The organism is Streptomyces sp. NPDC059828 (assembly GCF_042731955.1).
GTDB lineage: Bacteria > Actinomycetota > Actinomycetes > Streptomycetales > Streptomycetaceae > Streptomyces.
The window spans coordinates 61027-86488 of record NZ_JBHWIW010000025.1 but is presented as its reverse complement, the minus strand read 5'-3'; the positions used below and the strand labels follow the sequence as shown (position 1 = coordinate 86488).

Annotated in this window: 26 protein-coding genes; 15 read left to right on the top strand and 11 right to left on the bottom strand. The window is 70.8% G+C overall.

What is annotated here, in order from left to right:
- Positions 1-104: 104 nt before the first annotated feature.
- From ACFV6V_RS17405 to ACFV6V_RS17395, 3 genes are all read right to left on the bottom strand, one after another.
- Positions 105-1247, bottom strand: coding sequence for an acyl-CoA dehydrogenase family protein (locus tag ACFV6V_RS17405; protein ID WP_385565461.1), 1143 nt, complete (start codon positions 1245-1247; stop codon positions 105-107).
- Positions 1248-1335: 88 nt separating this feature from the next.
- The gene (locus ACFV6V_RS17400) at positions 1336-2484 is read right to left on the bottom strand and encodes a CaiB/BaiF CoA transferase family protein (protein WP_385565458.1); all 1149 of its coding nucleotides are present in this window, start codon (positions 2482-2484) and stop codon (positions 1336-1338) included.
- 127 nt (positions 2485-2611) lie between these two features.
- A complete protein-coding gene (locus tag ACFV6V_RS17395) occupies positions 2612-2998 on the bottom strand; it encodes an MmcQ/YjbR family DNA-binding protein (protein ID WP_385565455.1) in 387 nt (128 codons plus the stop codon).
- A gap of 143 nt (positions 2999-3141) precedes the next feature.
- Between ACFV6V_RS17395 and ACFV6V_RS17390 the strand changes: the two genes are divergently transcribed.
- Positions 3142-4332, top strand: a complete 1191-nt coding sequence (locus tag ACFV6V_RS17390; protein ID WP_385565453.1) for a saccharopine dehydrogenase family protein — start codon at positions 3142-3144, stop codon at positions 4330-4332.
- Between the two features lie 65 nt (positions 4333-4397).
- Positions 4398-4889 carry a GNAT family N-acetyltransferase gene (locus tag ACFV6V_RS17385; RefSeq protein ID WP_385565450.1) on the top strand — a complete coding sequence of 164 codons (492 nt, stop codon included), beginning with the start codon at positions 4398-4400 and terminating at the stop codon, positions 4887-4889.
- Positions 4890-4892: 3 nt separating this feature from the next.
- Here the strand turns inward: ACFV6V_RS17385 and ACFV6V_RS17380 are convergent, their stop codons facing one another.
- The gene (locus ACFV6V_RS17380; protein ID WP_385565448.1) at positions 4893-5573 is read right to left on the bottom strand and encodes an endonuclease V; all 681 of its coding nucleotides are present in this window, start codon (positions 5571-5573) and stop codon (positions 4893-4895) included.
- Positions 5574-5749: 176 nt separating this feature from the next.
- Between ACFV6V_RS17380 and ACFV6V_RS17375 the strand changes: the two genes are divergently transcribed.
- Positions 5750-6055, top strand: a complete 306-nt coding sequence (locus ACFV6V_RS17375; protein WP_385565446.1) for a YciI family protein — start codon at positions 5750-5752, stop codon at positions 6053-6055.
- A 34-nt stretch (positions 6056-6089) separates the two neighbouring features.
- On the opposite strand, the gene ACFV6V_RS17370 is transcribed toward ACFV6V_RS17375, so the two are convergent.
- Together ACFV6V_RS17370 and ACFV6V_RS17365 are read right to left on the bottom strand one after the other, a co-directional pair.
- Positions 6090-6476 (bottom strand): hypothetical protein, encoded by a 387-nt coding sequence (locus tag ACFV6V_RS17370; RefSeq protein WP_385565444.1) that lies wholly within the window; start codon positions 6474-6476, stop codon positions 6090-6092.
- 203 nt (positions 6477-6679) lie between these two features.
- Positions 6680-7762, bottom strand: a complete 1083-nt coding sequence (locus ACFV6V_RS17365) for a WD40/YVTN/BNR-like repeat-containing protein (RefSeq protein ID WP_385565441.1) — start codon at positions 7760-7762, stop codon at positions 6680-6682.
- A gap of 217 nt (positions 7763-7979) precedes the next feature.
- On the opposite strand from ACFV6V_RS17365, the gene ACFV6V_RS17360 reads away from it, so the two are divergent.
- The 4 genes from ACFV6V_RS17360 (at position 7980) to ACFV6V_RS17345 (ending at position 12470) form a co-directional block, all read left to right on the top strand.
- Positions 7980-8399: an SsgA family sporulation/cell division regulator gene (locus ACFV6V_RS17360; protein ID WP_385565439.1), complete on the top strand. Its 420-nt coding sequence runs from the start codon at positions 7980-7982 to the stop codon at positions 8397-8399.
- 271 nt (positions 8400-8670) lie between these two features.
- The gene (locus ACFV6V_RS17355) at positions 8671-10311 is read left to right on the top strand and encodes an ABC-F family ATP-binding cassette domain-containing protein (RefSeq protein WP_385565436.1); all 1641 of its coding nucleotides are present in this window, start codon (positions 8671-8673) and stop codon (positions 10309-10311) included.
- A gap of 220 nt (positions 10312-10531) precedes the next feature.
- A complete protein-coding gene (gene ddaH, locus ACFV6V_RS17350; RefSeq protein ID WP_385565434.1) occupies positions 10532-11308 on the top strand; it encodes a dimethylargininase in 777 nt (258 codons plus the stop codon).
- Positions 11309-11495: 187 nt separating this feature from the next.
- The gene (locus tag ACFV6V_RS17345) at positions 11496-12470 is read left to right on the top strand and encodes an acyl-ACP desaturase (RefSeq protein WP_385565431.1); all 975 of its coding nucleotides are present in this window, start codon (positions 11496-11498) and stop codon (positions 12468-12470) included.
- A 24-nt stretch (positions 12471-12494) separates the two neighbouring features.
- Here ACFV6V_RS17345 and ACFV6V_RS17340 read toward each other — a convergent pair whose 3' ends face one another.
- The gene (locus ACFV6V_RS17340; RefSeq protein ID WP_385565430.1) at positions 12495-13904 is read right to left on the bottom strand and encodes an SDR family NAD(P)-dependent oxidoreductase; all 1410 of its coding nucleotides are present in this window, start codon (positions 13902-13904) and stop codon (positions 12495-12497) included.
- A gap of 55 nt (positions 13905-13959) precedes the next feature.
- Positions 13960-14259 carry a WhiB family transcriptional regulator gene (locus ACFV6V_RS17335; protein ID WP_385565428.1) on the bottom strand — a complete coding sequence of 100 codons (300 nt, stop codon included), beginning with the start codon at positions 14257-14259 and terminating at the stop codon, positions 13960-13962.
- A gap of 282 nt (positions 14260-14541) precedes the next feature.
- Between ACFV6V_RS17335 and ACFV6V_RS17330 the strand changes: the two genes are divergently transcribed.
- Positions 14542-15030 (top strand): hypothetical protein, encoded by a 489-nt coding sequence (locus ACFV6V_RS17330; RefSeq protein WP_385565425.1) that lies wholly within the window; start codon positions 14542-14544, stop codon positions 15028-15030.
- 23 nt (positions 15031-15053) lie between these two features.
- Here the strand turns inward: ACFV6V_RS17330 and ligD are convergent, their stop codons facing one another.
- The gene (gene ligD, locus ACFV6V_RS17325; protein WP_385565423.1) at positions 15054-16064 is read right to left on the bottom strand and encodes a non-homologous end-joining DNA ligase; all 1011 of its coding nucleotides are present in this window, start codon (positions 16062-16064) and stop codon (positions 15054-15056) included.
- 61 nt (positions 16065-16125) lie between these two features.
- Here ligD and ACFV6V_RS17320 point away from each other — a divergent pair, with 61 nt between their 5' ends.
- Complete coding sequence (locus ACFV6V_RS17320) at positions 16126-17193, top strand: ATP-dependent DNA ligase (protein WP_385565420.1); 1068 nt, start codon at positions 16126-16128, stop codon at positions 17191-17193.
- Between the two features lie 168 nt (positions 17194-17361).
- Positions 17362-17619, top strand: coding sequence for a hypothetical protein (locus ACFV6V_RS17315; RefSeq protein ID WP_361280534.1), 258 nt, complete (start codon positions 17362-17364; stop codon positions 17617-17619).
- Here ACFV6V_RS17315 and ACFV6V_RS17310 read toward each other — a convergent pair.
- Entirely contained in the window at positions 17577-18581 is a 1005-nt protein-coding gene (locus tag ACFV6V_RS17310) for a GlxA family transcriptional regulator (RefSeq protein WP_385565417.1), read from the bottom strand. The two genes, ACFV6V_RS17315 and ACFV6V_RS17310, sit on opposite strands and share 43 nt — an antisense overlap.
- Before the next feature lie 186 nt (positions 18582-18767).
- On the opposite strand from ACFV6V_RS17310, the gene ACFV6V_RS17305 reads away from it, so the two are divergent.
- Positions 18768-19217: a hypothetical protein gene (locus ACFV6V_RS17305; RefSeq protein WP_385565415.1), complete on the top strand. Its 450-nt coding sequence runs from the start codon at positions 18768-18770 to the stop codon at positions 19215-19217.
- An 8-nt stretch (positions 19218-19225) separates the two neighbouring features.
- Here the strand turns inward: ACFV6V_RS17305 and ACFV6V_RS17300 are convergent, their stop codons facing one another.
- Positions 19226-19669 carry a YchJ family protein gene (locus tag ACFV6V_RS17300; RefSeq protein WP_385565412.1) on the bottom strand — a complete coding sequence of 148 codons (444 nt, stop codon included), beginning with the start codon at positions 19667-19669 and terminating at the stop codon, positions 19226-19228.
- A gap of 95 nt (positions 19670-19764) precedes the next feature.
- Between ACFV6V_RS17300 and ACFV6V_RS17295 the strand changes: the two genes are divergently transcribed.
- From ACFV6V_RS17295 to ACFV6V_RS17280, 4 genes are all read left to right on the top strand, one after another.
- A complete protein-coding gene (locus ACFV6V_RS17295; protein WP_385565409.1) occupies positions 19765-21093 on the top strand; it encodes a 6-phospho-beta-glucosidase in 1329 nt (442 codons plus the stop codon).
- Between the two features lie 11 nt (positions 21094-21104).
- Positions 21105-24236 (top strand): alpha-mannosidase, encoded by a 3132-nt coding sequence (locus ACFV6V_RS17290; protein ID WP_385565407.1) that lies wholly within the window; start codon positions 21105-21107, stop codon positions 24234-24236.
- A 133-nt stretch (positions 24237-24369) separates the two neighbouring features.
- The gene (locus ACFV6V_RS17285; RefSeq protein ID WP_385565404.1) at positions 24370-25029 is read left to right on the top strand and encodes a hypothetical protein; all 660 of its coding nucleotides are present in this window, start codon (positions 24370-24372) and stop codon (positions 25027-25029) included.
- A 73-nt stretch (positions 25030-25102) separates the two neighbouring features.
- Positions 25103-25282 (top strand): hypothetical protein, encoded by a 180-nt coding sequence (locus ACFV6V_RS17280; RefSeq protein ID WP_385565401.1) that lies wholly within the window; start codon positions 25103-25105, stop codon positions 25280-25282.
- Positions 25283-25462: the final 180 nt, after the last annotated feature.

Below are 25462 nucleotides of genomic sequence, written 5' to 3'. Positions count from 1 at the left end.
ATGCGGGGTGCGCAGTCGGGGCGGTCGGGGGTGAGGGTGAGGGTGAGGTGTCGGGAGGCAGATGAGCCGGTACGGCGGGAGGAGCCTGGAGAGCGGCACGGCGGTCACGCGAGCAGGGAACGGCCGATGATCTCCTTCATGATCTCCGTGGTGCCGCCGTAGATGGTCTGGATACGGCCGTCCGTGAACGCCTTGGCGACGCGGTACTCGGTCATGTATCCGTATCCTCCGTGCAGCTGGAGGCAGCGGTCGGCGACCCGCTTCTGCAACTCGGTGGCCCACCACTTGGCCATCGACGCGTGCACGGCGTCGAGTTCCCCCTTGGTGTGGTCCTCGATGCAGCGGTCCAGGAACGCCCGGGTGACGGCGCACTCCGTGGCGATCTCCGCGATCTCGAAGCGGATGTGCTGGAGCTTGGCCAGCGGCCGTCCGAAGGCCTCGCGCTCCTTCACGTACCGCGTGGTGATCTCCAGCAGGGACTCGGCGGCGGCGATTCCGGCGACGGCGATGTTCAGCCGCTCCTGGGCGAGGTTGGTCATCAGATGTCCGAAGGCGCCGTTGAGCTCCCCGAGCAGGTTCTCCTTGGGCACCCGTACGTCGTTGAAGAACAGCTCGGCGGTGTCCTGCGCCTTCTGGCCGATCTTGTCGAGGTTGCGACCCCGCTCGAAGCCCTCCATACCGCGCTCCACGACCAGCAGGGACAGCCCTCTGGCCCCGCCCGCGGGAGTGGTCTTCGCCACGACGATCACGAGGTCGGAGAGGATGCCGTTGGAGATGAACGTCTTGGAGCCGTTCAGCAGCCAGTGGTCACCGCGGTCCTCGGCCATGGTGCGGATGCCCTGGAGGTCGGAGCCCGCACCCGGCTCGGTCATGGCGATGGCGGTGATGATCTCGCCGGTACAGAACCCCGGCAACCAGCGCCGCTTCTGCTCGTCGGTGGCCAGGGAGGTGAGGTACGGGCCGATGACGTCGTTGTGCAGGCCCACGGCGAGTCCGGCGACACCGGCCCGGGTGAACTCCTCGGCCAGTACGGCGCTGTAGCGGAAGTCCGTGGTCCCGCCGCCGCCGTACTCCTCGGGCACGGCGAGACCGAGCAGTCCCTGCCTGCCCGCGGCCAGCCAGGCGCCGCGCGGGACGATGCCGTCCTGCTCCCACTGCTCGTAGTGCGGCAGCACCTCCTTGGCGAGGAAGGTGCGGACCGTCTCACGGAATGCGTCGTGCTCGGCGCCGAAGATCTGCCGCTTCATCGCGCTGCCCCCAGTTCCACCAGGTCGTCCATCGGTTGCGTCGGTTCCACCAGGTCGTCCATCGGTCGCGTCGGTCGCGTCGACCCCATCACTTCGCCCCACCCCGGTTCAGGACGCTCGGTACGCCCCAGTCGCGTGCGACCTCCTCGGCGTCCGCGCCGGGCCGGGCCGGACCACGGCGCACCTCGCCCGGTGTGGCGGAGAACCGGGGAGCGGGAGCCGGCTGGGTGATGCCCCCGTGGTCGGTGAAGGTGCCACGGGCCGCCAGATGCGGATGCGCCGGTGCCTCGCGCAGGGAGAGCACGGGCGCCACGCAGGCGTCGGAGCCCTCGAAGACGGCGGTCCATTCCTCGCGGGTCCTGGTGCGGAAGCGAGCGGCGACGGCTGCGCGCAGCTCGCCCCAGCGGTCGAATTCCTTGCGGGCGGGGACCTCCCCAGTCAGTCCGAGCAGCTCGATGAACTCGTCGTAGAACTGCTGCTCAAGGGCCCCGACGGCCATGTACTGCCCGTCCGCGGTCTCGTAGTTCCCGTAGAAGGGGCAGCCGCCGTCGAGGAGGTTGCTGCCGCGGCGGTCCTGCCAGCCGCCCGCCGCCACCATCCCGTGGATCATGGTGGCGAGATGGGCCGCGCCGTCGACGATGGCGGCGTCCACCACCTGGCCCGAGCCGCCCGGGGTGCGGGCGTGCTGGAGTGCGGCGAGCAGGCCGATGACGAGGTAGAGCGAGCCCCCCGCGTAGTCGCCCACGAGGTTGGCGGGCAGGACGGGCGGCTCGTCCGGTTTGCCGATCATGCCGAGGGTGCCGGTGATGGCGATGTAGGAGATGTCATGACCGGCTCGCTGGGCGAGCGGGCCGTCCTGGCCCCAACCGGTCATCCGTCCGTACACCAGCTTGGGGTTGCGGGCGTGGCAGTGGTCGGGGCCGACACCGAGGCGCTCGGCGACCCCTGGCCGGTAGCCCTCGATCAGCACATCGGCGCGCTCGACCAGATCGAGCACCCGCTCGGCACCGCCGTCTGCCTTGAGGTCGATCAGTACGGACCTTTTGTTGCGGTTCGTGAGGTCATAGGCCGGGTCGATGGCCAGTCCCGCACCGCCGGGGCGGTCGACCCGTACGACATCGGCACCGAGGTCGGCGAGCAGCATCGCGGCGAACGGGCCGGGGCCGATTCCGGCCAATTCGACCACGCGTACCCCTGCGAGCGGACCGCCCTGCGGACCGTTCCCTGTGGCTGCCATGAAGCCCCCAGCACTATGACACAACTGATGTAACATCAGTGATGTTAAGAACGTGTTCCACTCCGCACAAGCCCCTGAGACGAGCAAGCGCTTGGTTTTTCTCGGGGCGGCGGGCCGGACCCGGGGTTCAGCGGTCCGCGTCGAGCTGAGCGACCAGCTTCTTCGGAGCGATCGTGCGATAGCTCTCCCCCACCCAGTCGCACAGCACGTCGGCAGCGGGAGCGCCCTTCCCGCCCAACGGGATCTGCACCCAGCCGGCTTTGCCGAGGCCGTAACCGGACGGCTGGGCTCCCGGGCAAGACAGGGCGTGCGCATGCAGGACCTCGTCCTTCAGCTTCACCCCGACGCCCAGCGGATGACTCCCGTCGGTCATCCCCATGAAGACGAAGACCTTCTTGTTGACCTTCGCCACCGTCTCACCCCAGGGGAACTCCTCGGTGGCGCCGGGCAAGCCCAGGGCAAAGGACCGTACCTTCTCCCATTTCGCCATCGCCGCCTTCGGTGGTGCCGCCATCTGGTCCTCCCGGTCGCACGGATGCGCACGGCTCACGCTAGCCTCGCCCATCGGCATCGGCGCGGGGCACAGCCCCGTGTCCGTTCGATCAGCCCGTCGGGATCGGCCGGACGAGGCCCGGGGCAGCAGCTGAAGGGGTCAGCGTGAACAGGCAGAACGAGCCGGAGCGGCTGTACGACATCGTGCTCTTCGGAGCGACCGGCTTCGTCGGCACGCTCACCGCGGAGTACCTCGCCGCACACGCGCCGCAGGGCTGCCGCTGGGCCGTCGCCGGGCGCAGCCGGGCCAAGCTGGAGCAGCTCCGTCAGCGACTCGCGGAGGTCCATCCCGGCTGCGAGGACCTGCCCCTGATCGTCGCCGACGCCTCGGATTCGGCGGCGCTGCGTGAGCTCGCCGAGTCCACGCACGTGGTGGCCACGACCGTGGGCCCGTATGTCTGGTACGGAGAGCCACTGGTGGCCGCCTGTGCCGAGGCCGGCACGGACTACGCCGACCTCACGGGCGAGCCCGAGTTCGTGGACACGATGTTCGTACGGCATGACGCCAGGGCCCGCGAGACCGGGGCCCGGATCGTCCATTCGTGTGGTTTCGACTCGGTACCGCACGACCTGGGCGCTTATTTCACGGTTCAGCAGCTGCCGGAGGACGTGCCGTTGCGTGTGGACGGCTTTGTGCGCGCGGGAGGGCTGATCTCCGGAGGCACCCTCGCCTCCGCGATCACCGCGATCGGGCGCCAGCGACATGCCCTGAGTGCCGCGCGTGAGCGGCGGCTGCACGAGCCCCGGCTGGTGGGCCGCAGGGCCGGGGCCCCGCTGGCCGTACCCCGGTTCAGCAAGGAGACCGGCACCTGGGCGCTGCCGCTGCCCACCCTGGACCCGCAGGTGGTGACCCGCTCGGCACGGCGGCTTCGCCGCTACGGCCCCGACTTCCAGTACCGGCACTACGCCTCGGTCAAGACGCTCCCCATGGCACTCGGCGCCCCCTTCGCACTCGGCGCCCTCGCGGCGCTGGCCCAGCTCCCGCCCGCCCGCACCTGGCTGATGAGCCGATACGAGCCCGGGCGCGGACCGAGCGCCGAGCAGCGTGAACGGAGCTGGTTCCAGATCCGCTTCGTGGGTGAAGGCGGCGGGCAGCGGGTCTTCACGGAGGTCTCGGGCGGCGATCCGGGTTATGGCGAGACGGCGAAGATCCTCGCCGAGTGCGCCCTCAGCCTCGCGTTCGACGAACTGCCGCCGGCCGCCGGCCAGGTCACCACAGCCGTCGCGATGGGCGACGCGCTGCTGGAGCGGCTGCGCGCGGCGGGAATCACCTTCCGGGTCGCCGATCGGCGCTGAGAGGCAGGCCGCTGCGGGGGGATGACGCCTGGAGACCGCTTGATCCACTCTTCTACTCTGGAGGGATGACACCAGAGCTCCGACTGGAGAAGATCACCGCAGCCAACATCGACACCGCTCTCGGCATCCAGGTGCGCCCGGACCAGGAGCACCGGGTCGCTCCGGTGGTGAAGTCGCTCGCCGAAGCCTATGTGCACCCGGAGGCCTGGCCCCGGCTGATCGTCGACGGCGACCGGGCGGTCGGGTTCCTCATGGCCTTCTTCGACAGCGACTGGACCGCCGGCAAGACGGGCACCGACATACGCTCGGGGCTCTGGCGCCTGAACATCGCCGCCGGCGAACAGGGCCGTGGCTACGGGCGCTTCGCGGTTGCATCCGTGGCGGCCGAGATCCGCCGCCGCGGCGGCAGCCGCCTCACCACGACCTGGCACCCCGGCGAGGACGGCCCCGGAGCGTTCTACCTCGGGCTCGGGTTCCGGCCGACGGGGGAGGAGAGCGGCGGCCAGACCGTCGGCGAGCTTGATCTGACGGCATCCCCGGCAGCTGACGGGGCGTAACGTTCAGGCTGTCGCCGCACGCAGGGCGCGGCGGCACAGCGCATCCGCCCGCCGGGTCGACTCCGGGAGCCGGAAGTCCCGCGCCAGGGCGAGCGTATGGGCACAGGCGTTGTCCAGGGAGACGCGGTGCCCGACGGACACGTAGACCGGCTTGACACCGTCCCGGGTACGCAGTGCCCGTCCGAGTTCCTCGCCGTCGTCCGCGAGCAGCGGTGAGGTGTCACCGCGCCGGGGGCCCGGGACGGCGGCCGCGAAGGTGAACGGGTTCTTGGCGACCCCGATCACGGGAAGGTCCGTCAGCACCCCGAGATGGCTGGCCAGCCCGAAGCGGCGCGGATGCGCGCGGCCGTAGCCGTCGCAGACGACGAGGCCCGGGTCGCTCTTCAGCGACTCCAGGACGGCCAGCACGGTCGGGACCTCGCGGAAGGCAAGCAGCCCCGGTATGTAGGGGAAGTCGACCCGAGCCGTCGCCGTGGCCTCCTCGACCACGGTGAGACTGCCGGCGTCGAGCACCACGGCAGCCGCCACGACGACATCGCGCGCGTCGTCATATGCCACGTCGACCCCGGTGACCCGTCCGGTGCCGGGCGGGGGTCCGGGCTCGTCGAGCACGACCCGGGCGCGCAGTTCGTCCTGGATGGCGCGGGCCTCGGCCTCGTCGGCGGGTGTCCTCAAGGTGGTCATGATGGCTCCAGCCTAGGCCGTGATGGAGCAGTAGCGCCGTCCGCCCGGGGTGCGGGGCTCGCGGGCGGGACTTCTCGCCCACGGCCGGTGCTGGATCAGGCGCGAGGGTGCCCTCAGGATCCTGTGCGGCTGGCGCGTGATCGTGGGTTCCCCCGGCGCCCGCTAGTCTTCCGATCATGTTCGTACTGGAACTGACCTATACCGCGCCCGTCGAGCGGGTCGACGAACTCCTCGGCGCGCATGTGGAGTGGCTCGACGCCCTGTACCAGGACGGTGTCGTCATCGCCTCCGGACGCAAGAACCCACGTGACGGCGGGGTGCTGCTTGCCGTCGGGGACGACCGCGCACGCGTCGAGGAGCTCATCCGGGCCGATCCCTTCATCAGCGGAGGGGTGGGCGAGTACCGCATCACGGAGTTCTACGCGACGAAGACGGCCGCGGAGCTTGCGCCGTACCGGCAGCAACTCCCGGACAGGACCTGACCTTCCGGTTCGCCCGGGACTCCGTCCCGGGCGACTAACCGCCGAAGCCGTCCCGGACGATGCGGCGGGCCACTGAGGCGCGGGCTCCGGCGAGTTCGGCGGCGATGCGCCGGCCCCGGTCGTCGTCCAGCACCACCGCGGCGCCGTGGGAGGGCCCGACAAGCAGGCAGGCACGCCTGAGGTGGGTCGGCGGGTGGGTCGCGTCGACGCTGTGACCCCCGCCGGACGCCGACGCGTCGCAGTCGCTCGTACTCGCCCTCGGGGATCGAGTCCATGGCCGCTCTGAGCCGCTCCCACATCTCCTCCGCCCCGCCTCCGCCGCGCGTCTGGCACCCGTCCCCCGTACGGCGGCGCGGTTGGCCTCGCGGCCGAGGGTGAGCGCCGCCGATTCCGCCACCAGGAGCCGGTCCATGAGGCTCACGGCCTCCTCGGTGGATGCGGCGCGGGCGGCCTCGCGGTCGGCAAGGTACTCGGCTCGCTGGGAAGCCCGCAGCGTCAGGGGCGAAGAGGGCAACGCCGCGGGCGGCGGTGTTCACGGCGGCCGTCGGGGAGCGCGGCGGTCGGCGACCCCGCGCTACCCGCTGACCGGCAGGGTGACGCTGCTGAACCGCGCCCGGACCGAGGTCACGAGCTCCCCGGAGTCACCTCACTCCCCGGCTCCAGCCGGGCGACCCTGCCCTTCTCGCCCGACGCCCAGCACCCGAAGTCCGGCGTGCAGTCGACGGTGTCGAAGGACCCGGTGTCGACGGTGCGCCAGTTGCGGCCGCCGTCCGTCGTCAGGTCCGTGCCGGTGGGGCCGACGGCGAGGGCCGCGAAACGGCTGTGCGGGAGCCAGGCGACACCCGAGCGGTACGCCGCGGGGGGTGTGGTTGCCTGCCGCCAGCTCCGGCCGCCGTCTCCGGTCACCGCGCCTGCCTGCGGTGATGCCTGGCCGGTGCGGTAGTCGCCGCCGACCGCGAGCCCGTGCCCGCGGTCGCGGAAGGCCAGTGCGAAGACCCCCCGTGCCGGGTCCCCGGCCGGAATCGTGGACTCGGACACGGTCCAGTGCAGCCCGCGGTCGGCGGAGTGCAGGACGCGGGCGGTGGCACCGCCTCCGGTGGCCAGCCACACGTCCCTCGGTCCTGAGCTCACCAGGCACTGGCCGCTCGCCGCGAAACCCGCCTCGCCCGGCTGGGCGGCGGGCATACCGGTGCTCGGCAGCACCTTCCAGGACTTCCCGCCGTCGCCGGTCGACAGGATCCGGTACGCGCCGTCGACCGGGTCGCTCATGGCGAGACCGTGGCGGCTGTCGAAGAAGGTGAGGCAGTCGTAGAACGCCTTCGGGTCGGTGTTGCGGAACGACTCGGTCCAGGTGGCTCCTCCGTCGCTGGTACGCAGCACCCGGGACGCCTCCCCCTCGCCGATGGCCAGCACCACGGCGCGCCGGCCGTCGAAGGCCTCGACGTCCCGGAATTCCAGCTCGCCCGCGCCGGGCGGCGAGACGTTTCGCCAGCTGCGCCCGCCGTCGGTGGTACGCACCACCGTGCCCTTGGAGCCCGCGACCCAGGCGGTGTTCCGGCTGACGGCCGCGAGCCCGCGGAACCGTGCGTCCGTGCCGGTCTGCTTGAGCTCCCAGTGCGCCGGGACCGCTGTTCCCGCCGCCTGTGCCTGCGCCGGTGCGGCGAGGACGGCGGCCAGCGCCGCCCCGCACAGGCCCATGGAAACCATTCGTCTCGTCGTCCCCTGTGACTTCCCCTGTGAGGTCATGGCGCGCGAACGTAGTGCACCGGAGACGGCGGGTCCAGACCGCCTCGCCGGCCCGGGCTCCCGCCGGTGACGCAGCTCACGCGGCCGAGATCGCCCGGCCGATGCACGGAATATGCCCGGACGTCGTCTTCCTGAGCGCGAAGAGGCGTCGCGCCGCAATGACGAGAGGAAGCAGGACGTGTCCAGCATCATCGAGCAGGCCGTTCAGGCCCGACTGGTCGCGTCGGCCCCGAAGATGGAGTCCGTGCCCACCACTCTTCGCTACGACCGTGCGGATCCGTTCGCGGTGAGCATGGAGTTCCCCGCTCCGGCGACCCTGGAGGGCACAGAGGTGTCCTGGGCCTTCTCGCGTGAGCTGCTCGCCGCGGGCATGGAGGAACCCGCGGGTGTGGGCGACGTACGGGTGCGGCCGTACGGGTGGGATCGGACCGTGGTCGAGTTCCACGCCCCCGAGGGCACCGCGATGGTGCATATCCGGACCTCCGAGCTGCGGGAGTTCCTGGAGCGGGTCGACGGGCTGGTCCCACAGGGCCATGAGCATCTGTTCCTCGATCTCGACGGGGATCTCGCCGAGCTGATGGGCGGCGGGGCCTGCTGACCTTTCCCGGTCCCCGGCTTCCCGGCTAATTCGGTTGCCCGGCCGCCCGCCCGGGCGTAGCTTCCTCATCGTCCCTGTTGTCACTGATCGGAGAAGGACGTTGCTCGTCTGAGGTCTTGAGACACCGTGCGACGCGGCCTTTGCCCGCGTGCCGTGTGCGACCTCGGCGTACGAGCCGTATCGTCCCGTTTCTCCGGACCAGGGTTCCGCGTTGCCCGACCGGTGTCTCACCCGTTGCTCACCCTCCTTCCACCGCAACAGGGAGACCCGTATGTCTACTTCCGCCCCTTCCATCACCTGCACCTCGCTGTCCTTCGCCTGGCCCGACGGCACCCCGGTCTTCGAGGACTTCCACCTCGCAGCCGGGCCCGGCAGGACAGGTCTGATCGGTCTCAACGGCTCCGGGAAGTCCACCCTGCTACGGCTGCTCGCGGGTGAACTCGCTCCTGCGGAAGGCTCGGTGCGCGTGGCCGGCGAGGTCGGCTATCTGCCGCAGAACCTGGTGCTCGACACGGCGCTGCGCGTCGACGAGGCGCTCGGGATCGCGGCCACCCGTGCCGCCCTGAACGCCATCGAGTCCGGGGATGTCCGCGAGGAGCACTTCACCACCGTCGGCGACGACTGGGACGTGGAGGAGCGGGCCTGCGGCACGCTCGACCGGCTCGGGCTCGGCCGCGTGGGACTCGACCGCACCATCGGTGAACTGTCCGGCGGCGAGAGTGTCCTGCTGCGGCTGGCGGCTCTGCTGCTGGCGCGCCCGGACGTGCTGCTCCTCGACGAGCCCACCAACAATCTGGATCTGTACGCACGCGGCCGGCTGTACGAGGCGGTGGAGTCCTGGTCCGGGTTGATGGTCGTGGTCAGCCATGACCGTGAACTCCTCGAACGGGTCGACCAGATCGCCGATCTCCGCGAGGGCGAGGTCACCTGGTACGGCGGCGGCTACTCGGACTACGAGGAAGCCCTGGCGGTGGAACAGCAGGCCGCCGAGCGCATGGTCCGCGTCGCGGAGGCCGACGTGCAACGTCAGAAGCGGGAGCTGGCCGATGCCCACATCAAGCTGGCCCGCCGCAAGCGCTACGGGCAGAAGATGTACGACAGCAAACGCGAACCCAAGGTGGTGATGGGAGAGCGCAAGCGGCAGGCCCAGGTATCGGCGGGCAAGCACCGCATCATGCACACCGGGAAACTCGACGAGGCGAAGGGACGGCTCGCCGAGGCGGCGGAGGCGGTGCGTGACGACGACGAGATCCGTATCGAGCTGCCCTACACCAAGGTGCATCCTGGCCTGGGGGTGCTGCGGCTGACCGACCTGGAGCTGGCGCACGGCACCCGCATCGCGGGTGGGTTCGAGCTGCGCGGCCCGGAACGTATCGCCCTCGTCGGTCGCAACGGCGCAGGGAAGACGACACTGCTGCGCACGATCTCGGGGGAACTCGATCCGGTCGCCGGCGAGGTGGAGACGCAGGTGCCGTGGCGTTTCCTGCCACAGCGGCTGGATGTGCTCGACGACGAGCTGAGCGTGGTCGAGAACGTGGCCCGCTTCGCCCCCGCGGCGACGGACAACGCGATCCGGGCGCGGCTCGCGCGGTTCCTGTTCAAGGGGGCACGGGCGGACCGCGCCACGGGGACGCTCTCGGGCGGCGAGCGCTTCCGTGCCGCGCTGGCCGCGCTGCTGCTCGCTGAGCCCGCCCCGCAGTTGCTGATGCTGGACGAGCCGACGAACAACCTGGACATGGCGAGTGTGCGAAGTCTGACGGCGGCACTGGAGGCGTACGAGGGTGCGCTGATCGTCGCCAGTCACGATGTCCGGTTCCTGGATGCCCTGGGGATCACTCGCTGGCTGCTGCTCGACGGTGAGCTGCGGCCGACGACCCGGGAGGAGGTGTGGGCGGACCCGGCGGCGGAGTAGCGGGCGCGAGCAGGCCCGAGGGGGCGACGGAACGGCGCGAGGGCGGCGCATCCGGCAGACCGTGCGGGTCGCGCCGTGCGGGTGCGGTTCGCGCCGTCCGGGTGTCACGTCGCGGGTTCACGTCGCGGCTGTACCGGTACGGGTCTTTACTCGAACGGGCAGGTGCGGCTAATGATGGGCGGGCGCGCCCCGTCCGCCCCGAGCCCGCTCAGGAGACTCCGTGCCGAGCAGAAAAGCCCTGATCCGACGCCCGAGTCCGCGCCTGGCCGAGGGACTGGTCACCCATATCGAGCGTCGCCCCGTCGACTCGGCGGCGGCGCTCGCCCAGTGGGAGGCCTACGCGGACGCCCTGCGCCGGCACGGCTGGGAGACGGTCGAAACCGAGGCCGCCGACGACTGCCCCGACTCGGTGTTCGTCGAGGACACCGTGGTGATGTTCCGGAATGTGGCGCTGATCGCCCGTTCGGGGGCCGAGTCGCGCAGGCCCGAGACGGTCGCCGTCGAGGAGACCCTGGCGCGGCTCGGCTGCTCGGTGAACTGGGTGTGGGGGCCAGGCACCCTCGACGGCGGCGATGTGCTCAAGGTCGGCGAGACGATCTACGTGGGCCGCGGTGGCCGCACCAACGCCGATGGGATCCAGCAGCTGCGAGCCGTCTTCGAGCCGCTCGGCGCACGTGTGGTGCCCGTGCCCCTCTCGAAGGTGCTCCATCTGAAGTCGGCCGTCACCGCGCTGCCGGACGGCACCGTCATCGGGTACGAGCCGCTGGTGGACCAGCCCGCTCTTTTCCCCCGGTTCATGCCGGTGCCGGAGGAGCCGGGGTCGCATGTGGTGCTGCTCGGCGGCGACAAGCTGCTCATGGCGGCGAGCGCCCCGAAGACGGCGGATTTGTTCGCGGATCTCGGCTACGACCCGGTTCTCGTCGACATCGGCGAGTTCGAGAAGCTCGAGGGCTGCGTGACCTGCCTCTCGGTGCGGCTTCGTGACCTGCATTCCTGACCTGTTGTAACAGTACATAACGGACACGGGCTTGGCCGTCGGCCGACCGTGTGCTTAACCTACGGTTTCGTAACCTACGAAGCCGTAGGTAGCCATCCGTACCAGCGTGCGGTGGATCGCCTGCGGCTGCACGCCCCGCTCACCCCCCGAGCATCTTCGAGCACTCTCCGCGTCCCCAGGAGCACCCGTGACGATCACCTCTCCCCATCTCGGCAGTTCGGAAGCCTGGACGGACGCCCGGCTGCTGTACGCGCTGGAAGAAGTGGTGGAGAAGGAGCTCAACCGGCACCTCAAGGCCACCAAGGACTGGATGCCGCACGAGTACGTGCCGTGGAGTGACGGGCGGAACTTCCCGGGCTTCTTCGAGGACGGCGAGCCCTGGGACCCGAGCCAGTCCAAGGTGACCGACATCGGCAAGATCGCCCTCGTGGTGAACCTCCTCACCGAGGACAACCTCCCGAGCTACCACCACGAGATCGCCTCGCTCTTCGGCCGTGACGGCGCCTGGGGCACCTGGGTGCACCGCTGGACCGCCGAGGAGGGCCGGCACGGCATCGTCATGCGGGACTACCTGCTCGCCTCACGCGCGGTCGATCCGGACAAGCTGGAGCAGTTCCGGATGGCGCACATGTCCGAGGGCTTCGAGTCCGACAACCGGCACTCGATGCTGCACTCCGTCGCGTACGTCTCCTTCCAGGAGCTGGCGACGCGGATCTCGCACCGCAACACCGGCCACCGGTCGGGCGACCCGGTGTGCGACCGGATGCTCGCGCGGATCGCCACCGACGAGAACCTGCACATGGTCTTCTACCGGAATCTGCTGAGCGCCGCCTTCGAGCTCGCGCCCGATCTGACGATGCAGGCCGTGCGGGACGTCGTGGTCGACTTCAGGATGCCGGGACACGGAATGCCCGGTTTCGAACGGGCCGCGGCACAGATGGCGATCGGCGAGATCTACAACCTGCGCATCCACCATGACGACGTGCTGCAGCCGGTGCTGCGTTTCCTGAAGGTGCTGGAGATCGACGGCCTCGGTCCCGAAGGCCGCAAGGCCCAGGAGGAGCTGGGCTTCTACATGGGCGGTCTGGATGCGGAGGCCAGCAAGTTCGACGAGAAGCTGGCGGCACGCAAGGCCCGGATGGCGGCCCGTGCGGCGGGCTGACCCGCCGCACGGACTCCCTTCGGGTCACCAGGCGGCCTCCTGGTAGTCCTTGAGGAAGACCCCGGACACCGGGGCACCCGCCTCACCTCGCACGATGGGGTCGTACACCCGCGCGGCGCCGTCGACGATGTCCAGCGGCGTACGCGTACCGGCCGCCGCGATGCGCGCCTTGCGCGGGGCGGGATTCTCGTCCGTGATCCAGCCCGTGTCCACACTGCACATGTGGACGCCCTGCGCGGCGAGTTCGGCGGCACTGGTGCGGGTGAGCATGTTGAGGGCCGCCTTGGCCATGTTGGTGTGCGGATGCCCGCCGGTCTTGTTGCGTACGGCGAAGCGGCCCTCGACCGCCGAGACGTTGACGATGTAGCGGCGCGGGTGCGGTGAGGCGAGCAGCAGCGGCAGCAGCCGGTCGCAGAACAGCGCCGGCGCCAGGGCGTTGACCAGCTGGGTCTCCAGGATCTCGGCCGCGTCGAGCTCGCCGATGCGCGCGGACCACGAATTGACCGGGGACGGGTCGGGCAGCAGCCCGGCCTCGTCCGTGCCCGCTGCGTCCACCGTGCCTGCGGTGTCCACTGCGCCCGCTGTACCCCCCGTGACTACGGTGTCTGCCGTACCCGCGTCGGCGAGTACCCGCTCCAGTGAGCCCGACGGCCCGCCTACCGCCGTCACCGTGGCGTATCCGGGCGCGGCGAGCACGCCGGGCGAGGGTGCGCCTCCCTCGCCCGCCGCGAGCAGGGCGTAGGACTCAGGGGGTCTGCGTATCGTCTGGGCCGCGTTGTTGACGAGGATGTCCAGGGGCCTGCCGTCCGCACGCAGCAGATCGCACAGCCCGAGCACCTGGCGGGGATCGCGCAGGTCGACGGCGGCGACGGTCAGGCGCCCCATCCACTGCTCGCTGCCGCCGGCGGCTTCGAAGCGGCGCAAGGTGTCCTGCGGGAAACGGCTGGTGACGATCACCTCGGCGCCGTCGCGGAGCATCATCAGCGCGAGCTGGAATCCGATCTTCACCCGCCCGCCCGTGAGCAGGACCCTGCGGCCGGTCAGGTCCGTGTGCATGGTGCGCCGGGCAGCGTTGTCCCGGGCGCAGGAGGGGCACAGACGGTGGTAGAAGGCATCAGCCTGCCGGTACAGCGACTTGCAGACGTAGCAGTGCCGCGGTTTCAGGAAGTCCCCGGGGCTGCCCACGCGCATCGCCAGCGCGCTGTCCTCACGTCGGTCGAGGCCGCCGGTCGCGGTGGCGGCACTGAGCACGGCATCGGCGTCGGAGCGGGCCTGCCGAACAGCCTTGCGCCGCTTGTTGCGGCTCTCCTTGGCGAAGGTCGCGGCGAGTTCCTCGCCACGCATCCGCTGGGGGTCGTCCAGGGGCAGTGCTCGCAGTCGTCCGACGATGCCGGCGAACGCCGCCAGCTCCTCGTCCGTGATCCGGTCTGTCATACCCGTCGATCGTAATGAGGTGCACCGACGCTCGGCACCCCGATATTCCCGGCGTCTACCGCGGCGCAGGCGCGTGTGCGCCGACCCCGTTCTGAGCCCGCCGCAGCCGTCCCCGCTCCTTCTCCGACAGACCGCCCCACACCCCGAACCGCTCGTCGTTCGCCAGCGCGTACTCCAGGCACGCCACCCGTCCTTCGCAGGCTCCGCAGAGCTGCTTGGCCTCGCTTGTGGAGGAACCGGGGGCGGGGAAGAACAGCTCGGGGCCGACTTGGGCGCACAGGGCCGTTTCCTGCCAGGCGAGTTCGGTGTCGATGGCGGTGATGGTGGCGGTCGTCGTCGTGGTGTTGATCGGCATGCCGCACACACTGCCCGGGGGCGATAAACAAGACGTCAACAAGTGCTCAACGAACACGCGGCCACCGCGAATTCCACCGCCCGTACGGCGGCGTCCACTGTCAGTGACACCAACGGGACCCTACCGCCGGGCCGTTCGGCTTGCGAGACGTTCGTGTTCGTGTCGCGCGGCTGCCCGTGGCCGCACGTACCGTCATGGGTACGCGTGCGTCCGGTCACCCGTCATGGTGGTCCCGCCGGGAGCCGCCACCGCGCACGGCCCCGGTTGCGGCAGGCTGGACGCATGCGCCTGCGGATCATTCCCGTCACCTTCGCCGCCCTCTTCTCCGCGACCGGCTGTGTCTCCGTGTCCGGCACTCCGCACTCCCCCGTGCCGAGTACGGCCGCCGCCCCGGCATACGCCGGTACGCAGGCGTCACCGGGACCCGCCCCCGGGCGCCCGTCGGTGCGCGAGGAACTCGCCAGCACCGCACCGGAGCAGGACTCCGCCCCACAGCAGGACGGCGCGGAGCCGGGGACCGCGGCCGCGGCGCCGCGGCAGGGAGCGGCCCGGCAACCCGGCCGGGTGCCGGCGCGGCACGAGGCACAGCCGGCATCCCCGCGCCGCACCCCTGCCAAGGCGCGCCCGCCCCGGCTCAGCGCTCCACAGCACACCGGGCGTCCGTACCCCGGGCCCCGGCCGGGGTACGGCATGGGCCATCTCTGCGAGGAGTCCGACGGGGTCACCGACCCCACGCTGACGGCCTTGTGCCGTGAGACCTACCGTCGCTGACGTGCCGTTACCGGGGGCGGGGCTCAGCTCTCACGCTTGGCCCGGCTCGGCTGCACCCGCTTCGGCTCGCCCGGCATCTTCGGGTACTCGGGCGGGTAGGGAAGATCGCCCAGACCGTGGTCGGCCTCGTCCCGGCGTGCCAGTTCCAGCAGGCTGTCCAGGCTGAAGCGGTGGTCGTCCATGTCGGCGTGGACATCGCCGACTTCGGCGTACCGCGCGGGCATGGTCTTGATGTCGAAGTCCTCCGGCACGGCGTCGTCGATCTCCTCCCAGCGCAGGGGCGCGGAGACCGGGGCGTTCGGACGGGGGCGCACGGAGTAGGCGGAGGCGATGGTGCGGTCGCGGGCGGTCTGGTTGTAGTCGACGAAGATCCGCTCGCCGCGCTCTTCCTTCCACCATTTGATGGTCACCCGGTCCGGCAAACGGCGCTCCAGCTCGCGTCCGCAGGCGATCGCGGCCCGCCGCACCTGGGTGAAGGTCCAGCGCGGTTCCATCGGGACGAAGACATGCAGCCCTCTGCCGCCTGAGGTCTTGGGCCAGCCCCGCAGTCCTGCCTCGTCCAGAACGGCACGCAGCTCGTGAGCCGCACGGACGGCGTCGGCGTAGTCGGTGCCCGGCTGAGGATCGAGGTCGATGCGCAGTTCGTCCGGGTGGTCGGTGTCGTCGCGGCGCACGGGCCAGGGGTGGAAGGTGATGGCTCCGAGGTTGGCGGCCCAGATCACGGCAGCCGGCTCCGTCGGGCACAGCTCGTCGGCGGAGCGACCGCTGGGGAAGGTGATGTGGGCGGTGGGGATCCAGTCGGGGAGGTTCTTGGGAGCCCGCTTCTGGAAGAAGGACTCTCCGTCGACTCCGTCGGGGTAGCGCTCGAGCGTGGTGGGGCGGTCGCGCAGGGCACGGGTGATGCCGTCGCCGACGGCGAGGTAGTACTGGACCATGTCGAGCTTGGTGTACCCGCGCTCCGGGAAGTACACCTTGTCCGGATTGGACACACGGACGGTCCGCTCCCCCACGTTCAGTTCCACCGCTGTGGCCATGTCCGCCAGCGTAGGTCGTGCCGACTTCCCTCGCATAGCAGGCATACCCGACAATCACCCTATGGACCTGCCGGTGATGCCACCCGTGAAGCCGATGCTCGCCAAATCCGTGGCCAAGATCCCGCCCGGGATGCAGTACGAGGCCAAGTGGGACGGCTTTCGCGCGATCGTCCACCGGGACGGGGAGGAGATCGTGATCGGCAGTCGTACCGGAAAGCCGCTCACCCGCTACTTCCCCGAGCTGGTCGACGCCCTGCGCGGCAATCTGCCCCAGCGGTGCGTCATGGACGGCGAGATCGTGATCGCGTACGGGGGCAGGCTGGACTTCGACCGGCTCACCGAGCGCATCCACCCGGCACACTCCCGGGTGCGGATGCTGGCCGAGACCACCCCGGCCAGCTTCGTCGCCTTCGATCTGCTCGCGCTCGGCGACCGCTCTCTGCTGGACACTCCGCTGACGGAGCGCCGCGGCCTGCTCACCGAGGCACTGGCCGACGCCGGCGAGCCGGTGCATCTGGCGCCCGCCACCACGGACACGGCGGTCGCGGCGGAATGGTTCGAACGCTACGAGGGAGCCGGGCTGGACGGGGTGATCGCCAAGCCGCTCGATCTCCCTTACCGTCCGGACGTGCGCCTGATGTACAAGATCAAGCACGAGCGCACCGCGGACGTCGTCGTGGCGGGCTACCGCCACCACAAGAGCGGGCCGGTCGTCGGCTCGCTGCTGCTCGGTCTCCACGACGCCGGCGGCGTCCTCCAGCACGTGGGTGTCTGCGCCGCGTTCTCGATGAAGCGTCGCGAGGAGCTGGCGGCGGAGCTGGAGCCGCTGCGGATGGATGATGCGGCTGAGCACCCCTGGGCACGCTGGTCGGACGAGTCGGCGCACCAGTCAGCCAGGCTCCCCGGCGCGCCGAGCCGCTGGTCGGGCAAGAAGGACCTGTCGTGGGTGGCACTGCGGCCTGAGCGGGTCGTGGAGGTCGCGTACGACCATATGGAGGGTGACCGCTTCCGCCACACCGCCCAGTTCCGGCGATGGCGGCCGGACCGCACTCCGGACACCTGCACATACGCGCAGCTGGAGGAGCCCGTACGCTACGACCTGTCCGAGGTGTTGTCAGGATCCGGTTGACCGGGGGTCAGCGGTCCGCTCCTGTACCAGCAATCGGGGAGCGGCGGCAAACGGTTGCAGCAATAAGACATCCCGAAGGGCAAACCGTGAAGCCCGTCCGGTACGTATAGAGGGCGACAACCACCGCGCCCGGCGACACCGGCGCACCCCTCAGCAAAGGACCCCCACGTGACCGCCTCGAACCTCGTCCCCGTCCCGATCCCCGACGGGGTCGCAGCACTGATCGGGTCCTGCATGCCGCTCGGCGTGCTTCAGGCGGAGATCGAGGCCGAATGCGCGGCCCGCGAGGCGCGTCGTTTTCGCGCCCCGTTCTGCGCCGAGGACCAGGCGGACCGCGAGCACGCCCTCGCCACTCTGGCCAGGGCGAACAAGGTGCTGGCAGCCTACAACCCGGGGCTGGTGCTGCGGCCGGGGCGAGGTTTCTGACCTCCCCGTGGTGCCGGTCCGCCGCCGCGGAACGCCCGGCGGTACGCCTGCGGGCTGGTGCCGACCTGGCGCTTGAAGCGTTCACGGAAAGCGGTCGGTGAACCGAAGCCGACCTGCGCGGCGATCCGGTCGACCGGGTGCGTCGTGGTCTCCAGGAGGTGCTGGGCCTGCCGGATACGGGCCCGGTGGAGCCACTGGAGCGGAGACGTGCCGGTCTGCTCCCGGAAGCGGCGGTTGACCGTGCGGGCGCTCATGCCCGCGTAGGAGGCGATGTCGGCGAGCGTGAGCTCGCGACCGGCGTTCTCCTCCATCCAGCGCAGCAGCGGCTCGAGCGCCGCCCCCGCGGGTGCCGGGGGTTGCTGGTGGACGATGAACTGCGCCTGTCCTCCCTCGCGTTCGAGGGGCATCACCGCGAGGCGGGCGGAGTCGGCGGCGACCGCCGAACCGTAGTCGCGGCGGATCATGTGCAGACAGAGGTCGAGTCCGGCCGCGGCCCCCGCCGAGGTCAGGAACTGACCGTTGTCGACATAGAGGACGTGGGGATCCACCTCGATCCTCGGGTACATCCGGGCGAGTTCAGCCGCCCCGAGCCAGTGGGTGGTGGCCCGCAGGCCGTCGAGAAGTCCGGTCGCCGCGAGGACGAAGGCGCCGACACAGACCGAGGCGATGCGCGTGCCGTTCGCGGCGGCCGCGCACAGGGCGCCGATCACTTCCGGGCCCACCGCCGCCGACGGGTCGGCGCAGCCCGGCACGATGATCGTGTCCGCGGCGGCGAGCGCCTCCAGCCCCCAGCGCGCCCGGAGGGTGAAGTCGCAGGCGTCGACCTCCCGCTCCGGGGCGCAGACCCGCACCCGGTAGGCGGGACGGCCGTCCGGCAGGCGGGCCCGGCCGAATGCCTCGACCGGGGTGGACAGATCGAAGGGGATGACTCCTTCGAGGGCGAGTACGGCCACCGTGTGCATGGCCACAAGGTAGGCGACAGCCGGATTCTCGCCGGCGACGGCGAGCCGGGCCGCCGGGTGCTCCCCCTTGCGCCGGCGGTGTGGTGACGGTCGCGGAACGGCCGCACGGAGGCTTGGCGGGAATCCGTTGGGAACTGGCATTCTCGCCACTGTTCCGCTCTGGGCATCCGCCGCTAGCGTCGGCCCATGCCCAAGATCCTTCTCATCGTGCACGTGCTGGCGGCGATCATCGCCGTCGGCCCCGTGACCGTGGCCGCGAGCATGTTCCCCGTGGCGGCACGCGGGGTGATCGCCGCCCCCGACGACGAGCGCGGTCGGGCGGTGCTGCTCAATCTGCACCGTGTCTGCCGGGTGTACGCGGTCGTAGGCGTCGCCGTCCCCGTGTTCGGTATCGCCACCGCCAACAGCCTCGGAGTGCTCGGTGACACCTGGCTGATCATCTCGATGCTGCTGACCGCCGGGGCCGCGGCGGTGCTCGCCGCGCTGGTGCTGCCACGGCAGAGCACGATCCTGGCCGGGCCGGCGGGCCTCGCGGACACCAAACGGCTTGCCATGTACACAGGGGTGTTCAACCTTCTGTGGGCCACGGTCACCGTGCTGATGATCGTACGGCCGGGGTCGACGACCAGCGTCTGACCGGGTGCTCAGGCGTCAGGGGCCTCGGATGTCCCGAAGGCGCCGTCCACGTACACCCAGGCACCGTCGGAACGCGCGAACCGGCTGCGCTCGCGCAGCGCCTCCGGCGTACCGCCGTGCGTGTAGCGGGCCACGAACGTGACCAATCCCGTGGCGTGGAAAGCACTGCCGTCCGCCGTCTCCAGGATCTCCAGGCCGCTCCAGCGCATCGCCGGGTCGAAGTCCACGGACGCCGGGCGGGTGGCGGGATGCCAGGTTCGCAGCAGATAGCCCTGGTCGCGCAGGACGAAGGCGCTGTAGCGGGAGCGCATCAGCAGTTCGGCCGTCGGAGCGGCGTCCTGACCGCTGTGGAAGCGTCCGCAGCACGCGCCGTACGAAGCCGCCAGCCCGCAGGGGCACGGCGAATCGGCGGTGAGCGAGGGACTTGCGGGGCGGGTGGTGCGTCGGGCCATGGCCCCATTGTGCCGTGCGCGCATGTCACGGAAGTGACAGCGTGGCGAGACGGGGAACGCTAGAGAAAGGCGTACGGCATGAGGGTGGTCGGAGTATGAGGCTGACGATTCTGGGCGGTGGCGGTTTCCGGGTGCCGCTGGTGTACGGGGCGCTGCTCGGCGACCGCGGCGAGGGCCGGGTCACCCAGGTCACCCTGTACGACCCGGACCCGGCCCGGCTCACCGCCATCGCGGGTGTGCTGGCCGAGCAGGCATCCGGTGTCCCCGACGCGCCGGTCGTCATCGCGACCACGGAAGCGGACGACGCCCTGCGCGGCACCGACTTCGTGTTCTCCGCGATCAGGGTTGGCGGCCTCGAGGGCAGGGCCACGGACGAAAGCGTCGCGCTCGCCGAGGGGGTGCTGGGCCAGGAGACCACCGGCGCGGGCGGGATCGCGTACGGGCTGCGCACGGTGCCGGTCGCGATGGACTACGCCCGGCGGATCGCCGCGTTCGCGCCGGATGCCTGGGTCATCAACTTCACCAATCCGGCAGGGCTGGTGACCGAGGCGATGTCCCGCCTGCTGGGGGACCGGGTCATCGGGATCTGCGACTCTCCCGTCGGGCTCGGCCGAAGGGCCGCCCGGGCGCTCGGCGCCGCGCCGGGCGAGGCGTGGATCGACTACATCGGCCTCAACCACCTCGGTTGGCTGCGCGGGTTGCGGGTCGCCGGGCGTGACCAGCTTCCGCGGCTGATGGCCGACCCCGAAGCACTCGGCTCCTTCGAGGAGGGGCGGCTGTTCGGCGCCGAATGGCTGCGCTCGCTGGGAGCGGTCCCCAACGAGTACCTGCACTACTACTACTTCAACCGCGAGACCGTGCAGGCATACCGCTCGGCCGTGCGGACCCGCGGTGCCTTCCTGCGCGACCAGCAGGCCGCCTTCTACGCGGACCCGTCCCTCAAGAGCTGGGAGGCGACCCGGTCCGAGCGCGAGGCCACGTACATGGCAGGCAGCCGCGACGTGGCGGGCGCCGGTGAGCGCTCCGCCGACGACCTCGGCTCCGGGGGGTACGAGCAGGTGGCACTGGCGCTCATGCGCGCCATCGCCCGCGACGAGCGCGCCACGCTGATCCTCAACGTCCGCAACCGGGGCACCCTTTCGGAGCTCGACCAGGACGCCGTGATCGAAGTGCCCTGCCTGGTCGACGCGAACGGCGCCCACCCTTACGCGGTCGACCCCCTGCCCGGTCACGCGGTCGGTCTGGTCACCGCGGTCAAGGCCGTCGAGCGGGAGGTGCTCGCGGCGGCGGACAGCGGCTCACGCGCCACCGCAGTGAAGGCCTTCGCCTTGCATCCACTGGTCGACTCCGTCGCCATCGCCCGCCGTCTTGTCGACGGCTACACCCAGCAGCACCCCGGCCTCGCCTATCTCAACCGGAAGTAGGTGTCTGTCCGATGCACGACGAGCGCCCCAGGATCGAGCAGCGCGTGGAGCGGGTACTGGAGCAGCGGATCCGGCCCCAAGTCCACTCGGCCGCCGTGCCGCTGACGGTCGAGTCCTGGCAGGTGCCGGACGAACCGGTGCCGCTCGAGCAGGTGCTCGAGCGAGTGGACACGGACTTCGAGCCCTTCGCGATGGGCACGCCCTGGGGGCCTCCCTGGGGCACCACCTGGTTCCGGGTGCGGGGCGAAGTGCCCGCCGACTGGGCGGGCCGCCGGGTGGAGGCATGGTTCGACCTGGGCTTCGTCAGCAGCTGGCCGGGCAACCAGGCGGAGGCTCTGGTGCATCTGCCGGACGGCACCCCGCTCAAGGCGGTCAACCCGCAGAACCAGTACGTCCCGGTCGCCTCGCCCGCGGCCGGTGGCGAGCAGGTCGCGTATCTCATCGAGGCCGCCTCCAACCCGGACATCCTCGCGGACCGCTTCCGCCGCCCCACCTCGATGGGCGACAGGCACACCGCGGGTCGCGACCCGCTCTACACCTTCGCGCGCGCCGATCTCGCCGTGCTCGACACAGGGGTCTGGCATCTGTCCCTGGACGTGCAGGTGCTGCGGGAACTGATGCTGGAGCTCGACGAGCACGATCCGCGCAGGCACGAGATCCTGCACACCCTTGACCGGGCCCTGGACCGGCTCGATCTGGACGACATCCCCGGCACGGCCGCGGCCGTCCGCGCCGTGCTCGCGCCCTCCCTGGCTTCGCCCGCGCACGCCGGTGCGCACACCCTGTCGGCCGTCGGGCACGCGCACATCGACACCGCCTGGCTCTGGCCGATCCGCGAGACCAGGCGCAAGGCCGCCAGGACCTTCGCCAACGCCACGGCCCTGGCACGGGAGTACCCGGAGTTCGTGTTCGCCTGCTCCCAGGCGCAGCAGTACGCCTGGGTGCGCGACGGCCACCCGCAGGTGTGGGCCCGCATCCAGGAGGCGGTGAAGCGGGGGCAGTGGGCGCCGGTCGGCGGGATGTGGGTGGAGGCCGACGGAAATCTGCCGGGTGGCGAGGCGCTGGCCCGCCAGTTCGTCCACGGCAAGCGCTTCTTCCTCGATGCCTTCGGGATCGAGGCGGAGGGGGTGTGGCTGCCGGACTCCTTCGGCTACACGGCCGCGTTCCCGCAGCTCGCGAAGCTCGCCGGGATGAAGTGGTTCCTCACCCAGAAGCTGTCCTGGAACCAGAGCAACAAGCTGCCCCACCACACCTTCTGGTGGGAGGGCATCGACGGTTCGCGGATCTTCACCCACTTTCCGCCGGTGGACACCTACAACGCCGTGTTCTCCGGGCGGGAGCTGGCTCACGCGGTGCGCAACTACCAGGAAAAGGGACGCGGTACGCGCTCGCTCGCACCGTTCGGCCACGGCGACGGCGGAGGCGGCCCGAACCGGGAGATGCTGGAGCGGGCGCGGCGGCTGGCCGATCTGGAGGGCTCGGCGAAGGTCGTGATCGAGCACCCGAACGCCTTCTTCGCCGCGGCGCAGGCGGAGTATCCGGACGCTCCGGTGTGGTCGGGCGAGCTCTATCTGGAGCTGCACCGGGCCACGTACACCACCCAGGCCCGCACCAAACGGGGCAACCGCCGCAGTGAACACGCTCTGCGCGAGACCGAGTTGTGGGCGACGGCGGCAGCGCTGAGGGTGCCCGGCTACACGTACCCGTACACGGATCTCGACCGGCTCTGGAAGACGGTGCTGCTGCACCAGTTCCACGACATCCTGCCCGGCTCGTCGATCGCTTGGGTGCACCAGGAGGCGGAGGAGGAATACGTCCGGGTCGCGGCGGAGCTCGATGCGCTGACGGCACAGGCGCTGGAGGCCGTGGGGGGGACGGGCCCGCTGGAGGTGTGGGCGTACAACGCGGGTCCGCGGCCACGGTCGGAGGTGGTGCGGGTGCCGTCCACGCTGGCTGGCGTGTTCGACCCCGGGCTGCCCCGGTTGTCGGACGGCACGATCGCCGTCCTCGCCGACGTGCCCGCCTCGGGCTGCGCGCCCGTGGCAGCGGGCGTACCCGCACTGCCACCGGTCAGGGTGATCGGCCACCAGATCCTCGACAACGGACTCGTACGGATCGAGCTGGCGGACGACGGCACCTTCGCCTCCGTGCGCGATCTGGGAGCGGACCGCGAGGTGCTCGCACCGGACGGTGGGGGCAATCTGCTGCGGCTGCACCCGGATCTCCCGAACTACTGGGATGCCTGGGACATCGACAAGCACTACCGGCACCGCTGGACGGATCTGCTGGAAGGCGTGGTGGTCACGGTCGCCGAGAGCGATCCGCTGCTGGGGTCACTGCGCGTGGAGCGGTCGTTCGGCCAGGGCTCGCGGATCGTGCAGACCGTGACCCTACGGGCCGGGAGCCGCCGGATCGACATCGCCACCGAGATCGACTGGCACGAGAAGGAGAAGATCCTCAAGGCCGGCTTCCCGCTCGATGTGCACGCCGACCGGTCCACCGCGGAGATCCAGTTCGGTCATGTGCACCGGCCCACTCATACCAACACCAGCTGGGAGGAGGCCCGTTTCGAGGTCTACGGGCACCGCTGGGTGCACATCGGCGAATCCGGCTACGGCGTCGCGCTCCTCAACGACGCCACCTACGGCCACGACGTCTCCCGGACCACCCGGGAGGAGGACGGCGGTACGACCACGACCGTACGGCTCAGTCTGGTGCGCGCCCCGCGGGTGCCGGACCCGGGGGCCGACCAGGGGCCGCATCACTTCACCTACTCCCTGCTGCCGGGCGCGACGATCGAGGACGCGATCGCCGAGGGCTACGCCCTGAACCTGCCGCTGAGGATCGGCCCCGGCGGTGCGGCCGTGCCGCCCGTCGTCACCACGGACGGGCCGGCGGCCGTGGTCGAGGCGGTGAAGCTCGCCGACGACGGGTCGGGCGATGTGGTGGTGCGGCTCTACGAGTCGCTGGGCGGGCGGACGACGACCACGCTGCGCACCGGGTTCCCCGCCGCAAGCGCGGTGATCACGGATCTGCTGGAGCGCCCGCTGCCGGAACAGCCGCGGCTCACCGTCGAGGACGACGCGGTGGCGGTCTCTCTGCGGCCCTTCCAGATCATGACGCTGCGCCTGGGGCGCCACTGACCCTGGGGGCCTTCAATCAAGGGGGTCCTCAAGGGGGTCGTCAAGGGCCCTCACCGCGTGTGGCGGACCCGGCCCACGGGAAGTAAGGCGGGTACGGCAGCGAGGGGGCCGCAGCTCGGCAAAGGGGAAGCACATGGGCGGGTACGTGGGCTGGATCGTGGTGATCGCCGTGATGGCGCTTCCGATCGTGATCGGCCTGACACGGGAGACGGGCCATTTCCGGCGTGTGACCAGAGCGGACCGCGCGATGCGTGAACTCGCGACCGCGCCCGGGTGGGAGCTGCACGACCGGTCAGCCGGGCGATGGAGCGGATACGTCTATCACTTCCCGTTGGTCGACGGGCTTCCCGCCAGGGTGCTGCACGGTTCGTACGAGGGTCACGAGGTCACCGTGGCACGTCTCCAGAGGCTCGAGCAGCGGCGGGGGCTGCACTGGCTCTCGGTGTCCTACCGGCTCCCCCGGAGGTACCCGATGCTGCGCCTGGAACGGGACTGGAGCGCGGCCCACACGGGCCTTCCCGTACCCGGCAACGCCCTGTACGTGCCCATCGCCTCCGACGTCGACGCCGTCGTCGGGCCCATGGAGTCCGCACGGCTGCCTCAACGACTGCTGGCGCTGGGGGCACCGGCCGTCTCGCTGGGCGGCGATGAGATCCTCTTCCTCTACCATCCGATGCCCGACGTACCGGACCTGCCGGCCCTCATCGCCCAACTGGCCACGCTGCTGCCCGACGTGCTGGGGGTGACCGAACTGCTCCGCGAGGATCCGGCTGCCCCCGAGGACGCGTCGTGACCGGGCCGTCCGGTCCCGTCCTGTCGATCCGTCCGAAGGCGGCAACTCCTCAACGAGGGCACAGGGGTGCAGTGTGAGCAGCGACTTCGAGAACCGCGACGAGCGCGACGAGCGCTCCAAGCGCCGGATGGAGACGCTCTGGCGCGTCGGCACCGTGCTCGCTCTCGTGGTCTGGCTTGTCTTCCTCGTCTCCATCATCGAGGACGACCCCGGCCCGGTGTGCGGTACGGGACAGGACAAGGGCCCGTGCTGAGCGCTCCTCCCCACCTCGCCTCGGGTGTGTCCCCCGGCGGGTTCGGACTGTGCCGGGTGGTCGGGGTCACGGCGGACCGTGCGAGGCGGGGCGTGGCGTGCCGCCAGCCGGCAGACCAGTCCTTACGGACCTGTGACGCCGTGGCCGTGGGCGGGGGCAGATCGTGATCCTCGCCGTAGC